Below are 15,746 nucleotides of genomic sequence, written 5' to 3' on the forward strand. Positions count from 1 at the left end.
GCAGTCCGGAACGTTTATAAGGTTGCATGAGAGGGGGATCCCAGTGGTAGCGCCAGAATTAATAAAGGCTGCCCAATCGGGCGATCGCGACGCTCTTATTACCCTACTGCGAGAAATCGAGAATCACGTTTACCGCACCGCTTATTACATTCTGGGCAATGAGCAGGATGCGTTAGACGCCGCACAGGAAGCGTTAATCCGAATCTATACAAAAATCAACTCCTACGAAGAAAAGGCTCAGTTTAAAACGTGGGTTCAGCGCATCGTGACGAATCTTTGCATCGATAAATTCCGTCGGGCAAAGCCGACAGTCTCGATTGAACAGCACGATCTGAGCTTTACCGACCATAAAACGGTGGAAGACGAAGTGATGTCGTCGTATATCGCCCAAGACATCAGAGAGGCGATCGACAAGCTGCCCGAGCACCATCGATCGGTGGTCGTACTGAGGTATTTGGAGGATTTCTCCTATAATGAAATAGCAGAATCGTTGGATTTGCCCATAAACACGGTAAAGTCTTATTTGTTCAGGGCGAGGCAGCAGCTGCAAACGATTCTTGGAGAGTATAAAAAAGCGGGCAGCGATGCGATTCGGGGATGAGCGACGAATGATAAAAGATATACGAACACCAAAGAAAGGTAGTGTACGGGGATGATGTGTCAAGAGGTGATCGAGCTGATGCAGAGATACCTTGATCGGGATCTCGATGAAACGGAGTACAGCCGGATGCTTGGGCATCTCCGGCAGTGTCCGGATTGCACCGAGCTGTTCGAGCGTCTTGTGAATTTGTCGCATGAGCTCGAGAGCTTGCCGAAGGTAACCCCCCCTTTCAGCCTGGTGGACGCCATCATGCCGAAGCTGGAGCAGCTTGGCGAAGCAGGCGGACAGGTTCCGGGCGAGGCATGGTCGGCACCAATTGGGGAAGAGAAAGCGGAGGTTGAGACGGAGAAGCAGACGGCGCCGCCTCCACGAGAACAGTCAAAGCGGGGCATGCGTAAAAACGTCAGGGAATGGTTTTCGTTTCCGGTGTTTGGAGGCGTTGTTGCGGCCGGTCTTGCGTTCGGGTTCTTTCTGTTCCAGCAGCAAGCCGGACCGGATGCGGGCGGCATATGGCTCGGACTGGACCAGAAAAAAGCAAGCGAAAGCGCTGTACGGGATTCAAGAAGCCAGGCCGCTGACAATCAGGGTAGCACGATGTCGGCTCAAGACCAATTACCTGCACAGGACGCCCCAAATCAGGGCGGAACGGACGGAATAGATCAACATGGCGCGACGGGCGGCAGCGGAGCTCCAAACGAATCTGCAGCGGGAGCGGACGATTGGGAAGAAAAGCAGAGCCTTACGCCAATGGCGATAGCGCCCAAAGCGGCGGTCCCCCCTGCGGCGCATAAACCGACGTCGAAGCCCGAGGAGCCGGCGGTATCGAATACCGCACCTGAGCCTGAACCGGCGAAGAAACCGGCCGGCGGATCGGAGCCTTCCGCGCCGGAAGCCTCGGGGTCTGACGATAAGCCTTCCCACGGTGTGTCCTCCACCATGGACCCGACTGCAGGCGGAGGTGGCGGAGAGCCGGAGAATCCGTCAGAGCCTGCCGTACCTGAAGTTAACCGCAGCAAGATCGGCGGTCCGATGGGACTATTGGGCATGCCGGAGGCAGAGGCGCCGCCGGTGCATCAGTTGGCTTCCGCTGACGGGAAATATACCGCTTATTTCGAGAATGCCCGTGTGATCGTGCGAACCAAGAACGGCCAAGAGGCTTATGTCTCCAAATATTCGTGGGAAGATGCAGACCGGATAGACCTGGTCGAATGGTCTGCAGATTATAAGCTGACATATGCGGTGAAAATGCACGAGCAATCGAGAACGTTCATTGTTTCGCTTGCGGAACAGACGGAGACGGAAACGAAGGCAAACAAAAACTGAACTAGCGGCGTCTCTCTGCAAGCTGCGGGGTTCACGATTTTAAACTTGTTTTGCACACTTCTCAACGATTCGGCGTATACTAGGATATCCAAGCAACACGATACTATCGATTCACGTCGTATGACCACCGGCCGCTAAGGGGTTTCTAGAGCCAACCTGTCGGCGGTGTTTATATAGATGGGTTTCGGACAAAGGGATTAGGTCAGACCGCACCGGTTTTGACGTAATCCCTTTGTTGTTGATATCATATAATGTACCGGCACAGACGGGGATAAGAAAGGGAAGACTTGGGACGGGGATGGTGGCTGACGGCGATGGATTACAAGACAGCGGTCAAACAAATAGACAAGGGGCAATTCGCGCCGGTTTATGTATGTTACGGCTCAGAGAGCTACTTGATTCGGGAACTGATTAACCGCTTGACGGACAAGCTGGCGCTGCCGGAGCATAAAGCGTTTGCCGTATCCCGTTACGATTTGACGGAGACACCGGTGGAAGCGGTAATCGAGGAGGCCGAGACCCTTCCTTTTATGGTGCCGAACAAGGTGGTTGTGGCCAATAATGCTCTCTTTTTGACAGGCGCCAAAGAGAACGGCAAGGTCGAACACAAGCTGGACCGGTTAACGGATTATTTGAAGACGCCTGTTGACTTCAGCATCATCGTCTTTACGGTGGATGCGGATAAGCTGGATGAACGCAAAAAAATCGTCAAAGCGTTAAAGGAAGCGAACGCGCTGATTCCTTGTACGGCGCTCTCGGCGGACGAATTGGCGCATTGGGTGAATCAGGAAGCGGACAAGGCGGACATCAGCCTGGCTCCCGGCGTGGCGGAGCAGCTGATTTTATATACGGGAACAAACCTGCAGGCTTTGGCCCAAGAGTTGGAAAAATGCGCCCTCTATATCGGGCGGGGCGGCACGATCACATCCGCCGATCTGGAGCAGCTTGTGACCAGAAGCATCGAACAAAATATTTTTCAGCTTATCGAGCATATTGTGCAAGTGGAACTGGATCAAGCGTTTACCTTGCTGAATGAGCTTCTGCGGCGCAAGGAAGAGCCGATCAAGATCGTCATGCTGATCGCACGGCAGTTCAGGATCATGTTTCAGGTGAAGGATCTGATGCAGCAGGGCTATTCCCAACAGCAGATTGCCGGCCAGATCGGCCTGCATCCGTATGGAGTCAAAATTGCGGCGGGGCAGGCGGTTAAGTTCGAGCTGAAGCGTCTGGCCCATATTTTGCAGCAGCTGGGGGATTTGGATTACCAAATGAAAAGCGGTAAAATCGATAAGGTGCTGGGGCTGGAGATGTTTTTGCTGAAGCTGGCTTCCTGATCGCCGGAAAGGCAAGGCACCCGTTGGATTGGAGAAACAAAAAGACCATGTATCCGTATAGGAGGCATGGTCTTTCTTTCGTCGCTCGAACTTAAGCCTGCGCGGAAAGAGCGTTAAACTTTTTCGCTAAGCGGGACTTTTTGCGGGCAGCGGCATTTTTATGGATCAATCCTTTGGTCACTGCTTTGTCCAGCTTCTTGCTGGCAGCGATCAGGGCAGCTTTAGCTGTTTCCACGTTGTTGCTTGCTGCAGCTGTTTCAAAAGATTTCACAGCAGTGCGAAGTGCGGATTTATGAGAGGCATTGCGCAGACGGCGCTTTTCGCTCACTTTCACACGTTTAATCGCGGATTTAATGTTTGGCATGACGTTCACCTCCTACTACAACTTGCAAAAAACTAAATGTCCATTTCATCATTCGCAGACAACTCTTGATATTCTAACATGAGGCATATCAAAATGCAATAGAAACGCAGGAGGGCGTCTGTAAAACTTTTGCATAACGTTAACAGCTTTTTCACATTATAAACCATGAGCACAATGAGAAAAGGGGACGAGTTCATGGATCTGGACCTAAGCGCATATTCAGTCCGGACAGACCTGGCGCTGGAGGCGAACGAAATGGCTTCTTCCGCAGGTTCGTCCATCCCGGGCGTACATACGTCGAATGTTGAGCACGACGGCATCCGTGTCAGTCTGATCGACATTACCTCCCAGGAAGGATCCCGGGCGCTCGGAAAGCTGCCGGGTCATTATATTACGATTGAAGTACCGGCGCTCCGGCAAAAAGACAGCGATCTTCAAAACAGGGTTGCCACCGTACTAGCTCAAGAATTCGAGAAGTTTTTGCAAAAGCTGAACATTTCCCGGGACGCCAAAGTTCTCATTATCGGACTTGGCAATTGGAATGTGACGCCCGATGCTTTAGGTCCGATCGTTGTCGAGAACGTGATGGTGACAAGGCATTATTTTGAACTGATGCCGGATCAGGTGAGTCCCGGATACCGCGCTGTCAGCGCAGTAGCCCCGGGTGTACTCGGCACGACGGGAATTGAAACCGGCGAAATCGTGCAGGGAATCGTCGACCGCTCGAAGCCGGATCTGGTCATTGCTATCGATGCGCTTGCCTCACGCTCGCTCGAAAGGGTGAATACGACGATTCAAATTGCCGATACAGGCATTCATCCCGGCTCGGGCATCGGAAGCAAACGCAAGGGTCTTACGCTCGAAACGTTAGGAGTTCCTTGTATAGCGATCGGCGTGCCGACCGTCGTTTACGCTTCTACCATTGTAAACAATGCGTTTGATATGATGCAGAATCATTTCCGGCAGCGAACCGCCAATACCGAACACATTCTCGGTCTGCTCGATAACCTTAAGGAGCAGGAGCGGCTGCAGCTTGTCAAGGAAGTGCTTAATCCTTTGGGGCACGATCTGCTGGTCACGCCCAAAGAGATCGATCAGTTTATTGAAGACATTGCGAACATCATCGCAAGCGGCTTGAACGCCGCATTACACGAAGCGGTGGATGCGGACAATGTGTCGGCATATACCCATTAATCCTGATGCGAAAACGCCCGAAAGGCTCATTATTGAGCCGATCGGGCGTTTTTTATTGTTGAACGGAGGGCCGCAAAGCTCCTTCTTCCGATAAGGTCTATTATTTTTAGGTTCTATCGATTTACGCCTCTTCATAGAGTTGTTAGTAGACGATCGAGGAGACGAACAAGCGGGCGGAACCCGAGTGACCGCCGCCGCGCCTGCAGAACCGGAAGCAGAAGAAGGAGGAATGGCAATGAAATGGCCGGCAATTACGGTGAGCTTGAACAAGCTTCGGAAAGCGAAATATTCCGTTGGAGTGTATATGCGGACCTTGACGATTTTGATGACGGGATGCCTGTTATTTTTTATAGCGCTGGGGTTGTTTGGATATGTGCATTCCAAGATCAGGAATACGGAGCCGTCTTCTTCCATGAAGGGGCTGGCGGCCTCGGTATCGAGCCAATTTTTCATGGATATGATGGGCATGGAGATTCCCCATCTTCCGTCGGACGGGAAAACGTTCACGTTCTCGCAATCCAACGTATCCGCCTTTTTGTTTTCTCTGGTGACCGACCTGAACCCGCATGATCCGAAGTCGTTGATCGCCAGGGAGGTGCCGGGGATGGGGCAGGATCGCGCCGTTCTGCTGAGCAAAGGCGGCGGGACGGCAGATTCCCCGATGGATTTCGGACCGAAGTCCGGCGTGTTTGAACGGGAAGATTTGGGCGAGGCCGGCTCCATTACGGCGAACCCGGGTGCCGCTGCGGAGGGGCCGGTTCAAGGTCCTGAGCATCCGCTTCCGACTGCGCAGCCTCCGAGAACAGCGGGCAAAAATGTGGTATTCATTTATCAGTCCCACAATCAGGAGTCCTATTTGCCGGAACTTCCGGGAGTGAAGGATCCGGACAAGGCCTACGATCCAAAGAAAAATGTGACGCTTGTAGGCCGCAGGCTTGCGGAAAAGCTGGAAAGGGAAGGGATCGGGGCCGTGCATTCCGACAAAAACTATCCGGCGATCGAGCCCAATTTCAATTACTATTATTCTTACAGGTATTCTCTCAAAACGCTGCAGGAAGCCTCGGCCGGACATCCTGATTTGAAATTTTATTTTGATCTTCATCGCGATTCCCAGCGGCGCGACAAAACAACGGCTACCATTAACGGCAAGACGTATGCACAGGTTTATTTTATCATCGGCGGGAAAAATCCGAACTGGAAGCAAAATTATGAGTTTGCCGAGCAGATCGACCAAGCGTTGGAAGAAAAATTCCCGGGTATTTCCAAGGGGATTCATGCCAAATCCGGTGAAGGCAACGGGGTATATAATCAGAATTTTTCACCGCACAACGTGCTGATCGAAATCGGCGGCGTGGACAACACGCTGGAGGAGTGCTACCGTACTGCGGATGCGCTTGCGGCAGCGATCTCCCAAGTCATCCTGAATGCGGAGAAGGTGGATGCCCCTCCTGCTCCTGCCCCGGCGGAGGAAAAAAAGCAAAGCTGAGCCGGCCAAACGTAAACGTCCGCCGCCTGCAATGAAAGGAGAGGAAAGTGTGTGAGAGGCAATGCATTCGTAAAGTACGGCACCTTTGGGCTGGCCATGGCGTTTTGCATTTTTTTCGGCGTATCGCTCGCCACGCAGGGGACAGAACGGATTCACGGACCGCTTACCAAAGCGCAGGCGGACGCCGCGCCCGCGCAGCGTGCTTACAGCTCGGCGCCGGCTGCCGGAAAGACGGCGGCGGCAGGCAGCCATACGGCCAAATCAAAGCCGCCGGTCAAATCGAAGGCGGCGACCGACGCCGAGCCGACCGCCGATACGGGAATCAACCGCGTGGGCAACAAGGCGGGGGAGCTGCTGCAGATTGCGGCGTATCACGCGATTCGCGCTTTCGTCTCCTTGATTGAAGCCCTGCTGAAGTAATCGGGACTCCATTGAAGCATTCCCTCACAACTGCTATAATGAATAGTATTGTAAATTTGCAGGTTAGTGAGGTTTAGCTGCCGATGGATATCCGAGCCAGACAGAAAAAAATCAGAAATTTTAGCATTATCGCTCATATCGATCATGGAAAATCAACGCTGGCTGACCGGATTCTCGAATTCACCGGCGCGCTATCGTCGCGTGAAATGCAGGATCAGGTGCTCGACCAGATGGATTTGGAACGGGAGCGGGGGATCACGATCAAACTGCAGGCCGTCAGGCTGAACTACCGTGCCGATGACGGCGAAGAATATATATTGAACCTGATCGACACCCCGGGCCACGTCGACTTTACGTACGAGGTATCCCGCAGCCTTGCGGCCTGTGAAGGCGCGCTGCTCGTCGTAGACGCGGCTCAGGGCATCGAAGCGCAGACGCTGGCCAATGTGTATCTGGCATTGGACAATAATTTGGAGATACTGCCGGTCATTAACAAAATCGATTTGCCAAGCGCAGATCCGGAGCGGGTGAAGCAGGAGATCGAGGACGTCATCGGGCTCGATGCAAGCGAAGCGGTGCTCGCATCGGCGAAGGCGGGCATCGGGATTAAAGAAATCCTTGAGCAGGTGGTCCAGAAGGTGCCGGCTCCGACGGGCGATCCCGACCAACCGCTGAAGGCGCTCATTTTCGACTCGCACTACGATCCGTACAAAGGCGTTATCGTTTACGTCCGGGTGATAGACGGCTCTATCCGTTCAGGCTCCAAAATCAAGTTTATGGCGACGGACAAAACGTTTGAAGTCATCGAGGTCGGGGCGTTCAAGCCGCGGATGGGAACCGTCGAGTCGCTGGAAGTCGGCGATGTAGGCTTTATCGTGGCGGGGATCAAGAATGTCGGCGATACCCGCGTCGGGGATACCGTCACCGATGCCAAGAACCCGACACCGGAACCGCTCCCGGGCTACCGCAAAATCAATCCTATGGTGTTCTGCGGTTTGTACCCGATTGAAACAAGCGATTACAACGACCTGCGCGAAGCGCTCGAGAAGCTGCAGTTGAACGACGCTTCGCTCAGCTTTGAGCCGGAGACATCGACCGCCCTCGGATTCGGTTTCCGCTGCGGCTTTCTGGGGCTTCTCCACATGGAGATCATTCAGGAGCGGATTGAACGGGAATTTAACATTCCGCTCATTACCACGGCGCCGAGCGTGGTATTCCGCGTGACGCAGACCAACGGTACGGTGCTGAACATTGAAAATCCGTCGCTGTTTCCTGAAGTTGGCAAAATCGATTTTGTCGAGGAGCCGTTCGTGAAGGCGTCGATCATTGTCCCTAACGACTACGTCGGGGCGATCATGGAGCTTTGCCAATCCAAGCGCGGCGAATATATCAATATGGAATATCTCGATACGACGCGGGTTACGTTGACCTACGAGATCCCGTTATCGGAGATTGTATACGACTTCTTCGATCAGCTAAAATCGAGCACCAAGGGGTATGCATCCTTTGATTATGAGTTTTCAGGCTACAAACGTTCCAACCTGGTCAAAATGGATATTCTGCTGAACGGAGAGCAGGTAGACGCCTTCTCCTTCATCGTTCACCGCGACCGCGCTTACAACCGCGGACGCATCATTTGCGAGAAGCTCAAGGAGATCATTCCCCGGCAAATGTTCGAGGTGCCTATCCAGGCGGCGATCGGACAGAAGGTCATTGCCCGTGAAACGGTCAAAGCGATGCGCAAAAACGTGCTTGCCAAATGCTACGGAGGCGATATTTCCCGGAAACGGAAGCTCCTGGAGAAGCAGAAGGAAGGGAAAAAGCGCATGAAGCAGGTCGGCAGCGTAGAGGTACCGCAGGAAGCGTTTATGGCGGTGCTGAAGATCGACGATAAATAAACTGAACATAGGCGGGCAGGTGCTGATCGGGGCTATCGCGGCTTCAGGCAGGCACCTGCTTTTGCCATTCGAGGGATGGTGACCCAAATGCTGCAGCAAAACCAAACGCCTAAAGCGGTGTACCTTCATATCCCGTTTTGCACGAACAAATGCCATTACTGCGACTTTAATTCGTATATTCTCAAGGGCCAGCCGGTCATGGAATATTTGGACGCATTGGAGCGGGAGATGGAGCAAACCGTAAAGGCAGTGCCGCCGGGAGAGATCGAGACGATTTTCGTGGGTGGAGGAACGCCGACGGTGCTGACGCCCGAACAGATGAAAAGCTTTTTGCACCGGGTACGCACCTACTTTCCGCTTTGGTCGCCTCAGCTCGAGTTTACAATGGAAGCGAACCCCGGCACAACGGATCCGGATAAGCTTCAGGCCATGAAAGAGGGCGGCGTCAACCGGGTCAGCTTCGGCGTACAATCGTTCGACAACGGACTGCTGGAACGGATCGGAAGAATTCACAACACGGATGACGTATACCGGAGTCTTGAGAACGCACGCGCGGCCGGCTTTACCAATCTGTCTATCGATCTGATGTTCGGACTGCCGAAGCAGACGCGGGATATGATGGAAGATACGCTCCGCAAAGCTTTAGCGCTGGATCTGACTCATTATTCGATTTACAGCTTAAAGGTAGAAGAAAACACACTGTTCCATGCCCTGTATGAACGGGGCGAGCTTCCGTTGCCTGAGGAAGAAGAGGAAGCTGCCATGTTCGCCCTGATCATGGAGCGGTTAAAGTCCGCGGGGTACGGTCAATATGAGATCAGCAATTTTGCGAAGCCAGGGTATGAGAGCCGCCATAATTCGATGTATTGGCGCAATCAAAGCTATTACGGCCTTGGCGCGGGAGCGCACGGGTATGTCCGGGGGCTGCGCCATGTCAACATAAAAGGGATTCAGCCGTATATCGACGCGACCCGGAAAGGACGCCCGCTTTTGGAAACCAGTGAGGTCAGCGAAGAGGAGGCCATGGAAGATTTCATGATGGTCGGGCTGCGGCTGCTTCGCGGCGTAAGGAAAGCGGATTTTACCGAGCAATTCGGCAGAAAACTCGAGGATGTGTTCGGCGATGTGCTGGATAAGCTTTGCGGACAAGGGCTGCTTGAGGCTCAGCCGGAGGGCTATAAGTTATCCGCACGCGGGTTATGGCTTGGCAATGAGGTGTTCGGCGAGTTTTTGGGAGCGGTCGGGTTAAAAAAGGGTTGAATATTTTATACGTTCTGTTGTATATTTATTCATATTATTTCATTGCACTTTTTACTAGACGAATGGTGGGATCCCGATGAAAATGACCGTGACCTGCAGAAAAGCGACGGAAGACGATATAGGTACGCTTTACGATATTATTCAAGGCTATGCTGAACAAGGGATTATGCTTCCGCGCTCCAGGGAGACGCTCGCCGCGCAGATCGATACGTTCATCGTGGCGGAGATCGACGGTGCCTTGGTTGGCTGCGGTTCGCTGACAAGGCTTGGACATGATCTTGTGGAGATCCGTTCGCTCGGCGTAACGAGCGGTTATAAGGGACAGGGGATCGGCAAGGCGCTTGTCGATTTTTTGGTCAAAGAAGCAAAAGAACAGGGAATTCCCAAAGTCATGGCGCTGACATACGAGGTGGCGTTTTTTCAGAAAAACGGGTTCACTGTTGTGGATAAAGAAATCTTTCCTGAGAAGGTTTGGCGGGACTGCATTCATTGTAAAAAGCAGCATTGCTGCGACGAAATCGCCGTTCTGAAACGGTTGTGAGACGACTTGACACAGACCCTTGGGGTCTGTTATTTTTGTATTAGATTAGCACTCGATCGAATGGAGTGCTAACGAAAGGTGGGATGAATGTGCTAACCGAACGTCAACGTCATATTTTAAGCGCCATCGTAGATGATTATATTCGTTCAGCAGAGCCGATTGGCTCCCGCAGCATATCCAAACGCGGAAATGTGGGATTCAGCCCTGCCACCATCCGCAACGAAATGTCAGACTTGGAGGATATGGGCTATCTGGAGCAGCCGCATACATCGGCCGGCCGGATTCCTTCTCATAAGGGTTACCGATATTATGTCGATCATTTGATGACTTACGGCAAACTGGCACACCATGAAGTGAATGTGCTCAAACGTTTTTTTACCGATAAAATGCAGGAGATGGAAGGGGTTATCCAGCAGACGGCAATGATTTTGTCTCAGCTTACCAATTATACTTCCATCGTACTCGGGCCGGAAATGACGGGCACGACGATGAAGCATCTGCAAATCGTCCCTTTGAATGAGCGGACAGCCGTTGCTATCATTGTTACCAATACAGGCCAGGTAGAGAACAAAACGGTGACGATTCCCGAAGGCATCCCGATGGGCGAGATCGAGAAGTTCGTCAACCTTCTGAATGCACGGCTGAAAAACGTACCGCTGCTTCATTTTAAATCGAAGCTGTATACGGAGATCGCGGCGGAGATGAGCAGCTATGTTTCCGGCTATGAGGAGCTATTGGCCATGCTGGATTCCGTGATAAGCCGCGGAGAAGAAGAACGCGTATATTTGGGCGGCACGACCAACATGCTCAATCAGCCGGAATTCAAAGATGTCGATAAAGTGAAGAATATTCTTGACCTGCTTGCCGAAACGCCGAAGCTGGTACAGCTTTTTGACGGGACGGCGGATGCGAGGGGCGGAATTCAAGTGCGGATCGGCAGTGAGAACAAGCTCGAAGCGGTGAATGATTGCAGCCTGATTACCGCATCGTATTCTATAGACGGTCAATTGCTGGGCACCATCGGCATTCTCGGTCCGACACGGATGGATTACGCCAGAGTAATGAAGCTTCTGGATCATCTGTCCAAAGATTTGACGAAGCTCATGGAGCGTTGGTATAAATGAGCCAGGTGAATAACGGGAGTCAGGATGGCGAGGAAACTTATGCAACGCTGAGAAACAACGCCAATGCGATTCGCGCGATTTGCGCGGCGGTGGAAGGAACGCTGGGCCCTAAGGGGCTTGATACCATGTTGGTAGGCTCACGGGGAGAAGTTATTATTACCAACGACGGCGTCACCATCCTGGAGAAGATGGATGTGACCCATCCGGCGGCAAGACTGCTCATCCAGGTGGCCCGATCCCAGCAGGATCGGGTGGGAGACGGTACGACAACCGCCACGGTGCTTGCGGGAGCGCTTGTAGCTGAAGGCGTGGCTCAGGTCACACGCGGCGTTCCGGTAGCTAAGGTCGTACGCGGGGTGCAGGAAGGCATTGCATTCGCTTTGCGTTCCCTGGCTCGTCGTTCGCGCCCGATCAGCGGGCTCGACGATCCTTTGTTGTATCGGATCGCTTATATTGCGGGGCGTGAGTACGCCGATTTGGCCGGACTCGTCATTGAAGGCGCCAAACGGCTCGGGCTGCAAAAGTTGAGGGAGGAGCATTTCCGCTTTTCTGACGTCATTTTATCCCGCGGCAAGGCAGAGGGAGAGGTTTGGCCCGGCCTGCTTATTCAGAAAAAGCCAGCCAATGCGCAGCTTGAATTTCCTCCCGATACGGCTCATATCCTGCTGTTTCAGGATGCATTCGAACCGGAAACCGTCGATGAGGAGGCTTTGACGACGGATGCCGGCTTTCACAAGCAGCTGCAGCTTCGCGAACAGTTCCGCGAGATGCTCGGGAAGCTGATCGAGCTGCGCGTGGGCTTTATCGCTTCGGAACGGGGGATTGATCCGGAAGCGGAGCAGTTCTGCACCGATCACGGGATTATGGTGCTGCAGCGCTTGCCGCGGGCGGAGCTGCGCCGCATTGCGGAATACACCGGTGCCCGGCCGCTCCGCCGCAGCGGGCTGCGCAAGCCGGCCCATGAATTGGCAGGCTATCTCGGTTATGCCGGGCATGTTGCCTACGACGAACGGCTGGAGTTGGTGCGTATGGCTGAGGGCAAAGGCCGTGCGCAAGTATCGATCGTCGTCGGCGCCAGCACAAGCGAAGTCGTCGGAGAACGGCTTCGCATTGCCCGTGACGCGGCTTCCAGCGTGCAGGCCGCGCTGCGGGGAGGATGCTTGCCCGGCGGCGGGGCTGCCGAGATGGCCGTTGCGCATGAGCTCGAACGGTACCGAGAGACGGTGCAGGGGATGGAAGGCTTCGGCATCGCGGCCGTTGTGCAGGCGCTGCGTAAGCCGCTGGCGCAAATTGTTGTGAATGCGGGCTACAATCCGCTTGAGAAGGTAGAAGAAGCCAAAGCCGCGCAGATTGCCGCGGGGAGCGACAGCCTCGGTATCGACTGCGATACGGGAGCGGTGAAGGATATGCTGGAGCAGGGTGTGATCGATCCGGCGGAAGTGAAGCTGCATGCGCTGCAGGCGGCAGGAGAAGTGGCGTCCGCTGTGCTGCGCATACACACCGTGATTAAAATGCGGGATCCGCGTACCGAAGAGTGAGTGCTGCCGTATGGTTGTGTTCACCGATGCAGAATGGTTACAATATATAAATAAAGATAAAGGTCGGCGTACCCTGAACTGCTCAAGCCACAGTTATAGTGGATGGCCGGGCTGATTCGGTCAAGGAGGTGACAGACATTGAACACGGAACAACAAGCGGACGGACGCCAAAAGGCAGGCGAACAGCCGGAGCAAGAGGCGAACGTTACATATGAAGCCGCAACTGATAATGAAACGAATGCTGCCGAGGCCGGAGACGAAAACCAACAGGCGCAGGCAGCAGATGCTTCCGAAGCCCAAGATGCTGTCAATCAGGAGCTTGAGGAGCTTAGGAAGCAGGTGGAAGACCATCAGCAGAGATTGTTAAGAGCTCAAGCCGATTTTGATAATTACAGACGGCGTACGATGAAAGAAAAGGAAGAATTTGCGAAGTACGCCTCTTTAAAGCTTATCGAGCAGCTGCTCCCGGTTGTCGACAATTTCGAACGGGCCCTCGCCGCAAGCAAAGATAACAAGGATTACGACGCTCTGGCCAAGGGCATCGAAATGATTTTCCGTCAATTGGACGGAGTGCTTGCAAACGAAGGCTTAAAGCCAATGGAAGCGGTGGGCACACCGTTTAATCCGGAATACCATCAGGCGATCATGCAGGTGGAATCGGAAGAACATGAGGAAGGCATTGTAGTGGAAGAGGTACAAAAGGGCTACATGCTTAAGGATAAAGTTCTGCGTCCGGCCATGGTCAAGGTGAGCTCATAAGTGCAGCATCATTGCAAACGAAACAAACGAAATTAAGGGAGGCAAATCCTTATGGGTAAAGTAATTGGTATCGACCTTGGGACAACAAACTCTTGCGTAGCCGTTATGGAAGGCGGCGAGGCGGTAGTTATCCCTAATGCGGAAGGAAACCGTACGACTCCTTCCGTAGTGGGCTTCAAAAAGGATGGAGAGCGCATCGTCGGCGAGACGGCAAAGCGTCAAGCGATCACGAATCCTGACCGTACGGTCATCTCCATCAAGCGTCACATGGGTACGAATCATAAAGTGAAAATCGACGATAAAGAATATTCGCCGCAAGAAATTTCGGCCATGATTCTTCAGAAGCTGAAAGCCGATGCGGAAGCGTACCTGGGCCAACCGGTAACGCAAGCCGTCATTACGGTTCCCGCTTATTTCAACGACAGCCAGCGTCAAGCGACGAAGGATGCCGGTAAAATCGCAGGTCTTGAAGTGCTCCGGATCGTTAACGAACCGACGGCGGCCGCTTTGGCCTACGGTCTTGAAAAGTCCGAGGACCAAACGATTCTGGTTTATGACCTTGGCGGCGGTACATTCGACGTCTCCATTCTGGAGCTTGGCGACGGCTTCTTCGAAGTGAAAGCAACCAGCGGTGACAACCGTTTGGGCGGAGACGATTTTGACCAAGTCATCATCGATTATCTCGTTTCCGAGTTCAAAAAAGAGCACGGCATCGATCTGAGCAAAGATAAAGCAGCGGTTCAACGTCTGAAGGATGCGGCAGAAAAAGCCAAGAAAGAGCTGTCCGGCGTCTTGACGACAACCATTTCCCTGCCGTTTATTACGGTCGTGGACGGCGTGCCGCAGCACTTGGAGGTTAACCTGACCCGTGCCAAGTTCGAAGAGCTTTCCGCTCCTTTGGTGGAAAGAACGATGGGTCCTACCCGCCAGGCCTTAAGCGATGCCGGACTTACTCCGGATCAAATCGATAAAGTGGTGCTGGTCGGCGGTTCTTCCCGGATTCCGGCTGTCCAGGAAGCTGTAAAACGCCTGATCGGCAAAGAGCCTCACAAAGGCGTAAACCCTGATGAAGTGGTGGCTCTCGGTGCTGCCGTTCAAGCGGGTGTTCTGACAGGGGACGTGAAAGACGTCGTATTGCTCGACGTAACGCCTCTTTCCCTGGGTATTGAAACCGCAGGCGGCGTGTTCACTAAGATGATCGAACGCAACACGACGATTCCGACAACGAAATCGCAAGTGTTCACGACTTATGCAGACAACCAGCCAAGCGTTGAAATTCACGTGCTTCAAGGTGAGCGTGCGATGGCTGCGGACAACAAAACGCTGGGCCGCTTCATTTTGGGAGACATTCCACCGGCGCCGCGCGGCGTTCCGCAAATCGAAGTTACCTTTGACATCGACGCCAACGGTATTGTTAACGTGTCTGCACTCGATAAAGGCACAGGAAAAAGCCAAAAAATCACGATTACTTCCTCCAGCGGTTTGTCTGACGAAGAAGTCGAGCGCATGATGAAGGAAGCTGAAGCTCACGCTGAAGAGGACCGCAAACGTAAAGAGCTCGTAGAAGCCCGCAACCAAGCGGATCAGCTCGTTTACTCCGTCGACAAGACGATCAAGGATATGGGCGACAAGGTTGACCAAGCCGAAATCGATAAAGCTAATGAAGCGAAAGAAAAATTGAAAAAAGCTCTCGAAGGCAACAGCTTGGATGAGATCAAAGCAGCCAGCGAAGAGCTTACCCAAGTCGTTCAGCAGCTGTCCGTGAAGCTGTATGAGCAAGCTGCCCAGCAGGGCCAGGCAGGAGGAGCGGAGGATGCGCCGGGTGCCTCCAAGGGTAAAGACAACGTAGTGGATGCCGACTATGAAGTAGTCGACGACAAGAAGTAATAACCCGTTAGACACGC

At 53.3% G+C, this 15,746-nt stretch carries 14 protein-coding genes; 13 read left to right on the plus strand and 1 reads right to left on the minus strand.

Features of this window, described 5'->3' with window-relative positions; translation table 11 throughout:
• Nucleotides 1-43 precede the first annotated feature (43 nt).
• The 3 genes from IJ22_RS04330 to holA all read left to right on the plus strand — a co-directional run bounded on the left by IJ22_RS04330 (nucleotide 44) and on the right by holA (nucleotide 3,258).
• Complete coding sequence (locus tag IJ22_RS04330; protein ID WP_062407507.1) at nucleotides 44-601, plus strand: RNA polymerase sigma factor; 558 nt, start codon at nucleotides 44-46, stop codon at nucleotides 599-601.
• Between the two features lie 51 nt (nucleotides 602-652).
• Nucleotides 653-1,924 (plus strand): anti-sigma factor family protein, encoded by a 1,272-nt coding sequence (locus tag IJ22_RS04335; RefSeq protein WP_054818540.1) that lies wholly within the window; start codon nucleotides 653-655, stop codon nucleotides 1,922-1,924.
• Nucleotides 1,925-2,238: 314 nt separating this feature from the next.
• The gene (holA, locus tag IJ22_RS04340) at nucleotides 2,239-3,258 is read left to right on the plus strand and encodes a DNA polymerase III subunit delta (RefSeq protein ID WP_062407509.1); all 1,020 of its coding nucleotides are present in this window, start codon (nucleotides 2,239-2,241) and stop codon (nucleotides 3,256-3,258) included.
• 91 nt (nucleotides 3,259-3,349) lie between these two features.
• Here the strand turns inward: holA and rpsT are convergent, their stop codons facing one another.
• Complete coding sequence (gene rpsT, locus IJ22_RS04345) at nucleotides 3,350-3,622, minus strand: 30S ribosomal protein S20 (RefSeq protein ID WP_054818541.1); 273 nt, start codon at nucleotides 3,620-3,622, stop codon at nucleotides 3,350-3,352.
• Nucleotides 3,623-3,817: 195 nt separating this feature from the next.
• Between rpsT and gpr the strand changes: the two genes are divergently transcribed.
• From gpr to dnaK, 10 genes are all read left to right on the plus strand, one after another.
• A complete protein-coding gene (gene gpr, locus IJ22_RS04350; RefSeq protein WP_062407511.1) occupies nucleotides 3,818-4,816 on the plus strand; it encodes a GPR endopeptidase in 999 nt (332 codons plus the stop codon).
• 235 nt (nucleotides 4,817-5,051) lie between these two features.
• The gene (spoIIP, locus tag IJ22_RS04355) at nucleotides 5,052-6,302 is read left to right on the plus strand and encodes a stage II sporulation protein P (protein WP_062407513.1); all 1,251 of its coding nucleotides are present in this window, start codon (nucleotides 5,052-5,054) and stop codon (nucleotides 6,300-6,302) included.
• Nucleotides 6,303-6,353: 51 nt separating this feature from the next.
• Entirely contained in the window at nucleotides 6,354-6,722 is a 369-nt protein-coding gene (locus IJ22_RS04360) for a hypothetical protein (RefSeq protein WP_062407515.1), read from the plus strand.
• 83 nt (nucleotides 6,723-6,805) lie between these two features.
• Nucleotides 6,806-8,620 (plus strand): translation elongation factor 4, encoded by a 1,815-nt coding sequence (gene lepA / locus IJ22_RS04365; protein WP_062407517.1) that lies wholly within the window; start codon nucleotides 6,806-6,808, stop codon nucleotides 8,618-8,620.
• 87 nt (nucleotides 8,621-8,707) lie between these two features.
• Nucleotides 8,708-9,880: a radical SAM family heme chaperone HemW gene (gene hemW / locus IJ22_RS04370; protein WP_062407519.1), complete on the plus strand. Its 1,173-nt coding sequence runs from the start codon at nucleotides 8,708-8,710 to the stop codon at nucleotides 9,878-9,880.
• A 76-nt stretch (nucleotides 9,881-9,956) separates the two neighbouring features.
• The gene (locus IJ22_RS04375) at nucleotides 9,957-10,421 is read left to right on the plus strand and encodes an N-acetyltransferase (protein WP_062407521.1); all 465 of its coding nucleotides are present in this window, start codon (nucleotides 9,957-9,959) and stop codon (nucleotides 10,419-10,421) included.
• An 89-nt stretch (nucleotides 10,422-10,510) separates the two neighbouring features.
• Entirely contained in the window at nucleotides 10,511-11,545 is a 1,035-nt protein-coding gene (gene hrcA, locus IJ22_RS04380) for a heat-inducible transcriptional repressor HrcA (protein ID WP_054818552.1), read from the plus strand.
• Nucleotides 11,542-13,083: a TCP-1/cpn60 chaperonin family protein gene (locus IJ22_RS04385; protein ID WP_062407523.1), complete on the plus strand. Its 1,542-nt coding sequence runs from the start codon at nucleotides 11,542-11,544 to the stop codon at nucleotides 13,081-13,083. The genes hrcA and IJ22_RS04385 overlap by 4 nt, the downstream gene beginning before the upstream one ends.
• 138 nt (nucleotides 13,084-13,221) lie before the next feature.
• Complete coding sequence (gene grpE / locus IJ22_RS04390) at nucleotides 13,222-13,842, plus strand: nucleotide exchange factor GrpE (protein WP_054818542.1); 621 nt, start codon at nucleotides 13,222-13,224, stop codon at nucleotides 13,840-13,842.
• A 51-nt stretch (nucleotides 13,843-13,893) separates the two neighbouring features.
• Nucleotides 13,894-15,729, plus strand: a complete 1,836-nt coding sequence (gene dnaK, locus IJ22_RS04395) for a molecular chaperone DnaK (protein ID WP_062407526.1) — start codon at nucleotides 13,894-13,896, stop codon at nucleotides 15,727-15,729.
• Nucleotides 15,730-15,746: the final 17 nt, after the last annotated feature.

Origin of the sequence: Paenibacillus naphthalenovorans, from assembly GCF_001465255.1 — a bacterium.
Lineage (GTDB): Bacteria > Bacillota > Bacilli > Paenibacillales > NBRC-103111 > Paenibacillus_G > Paenibacillus_G naphthalenovorans.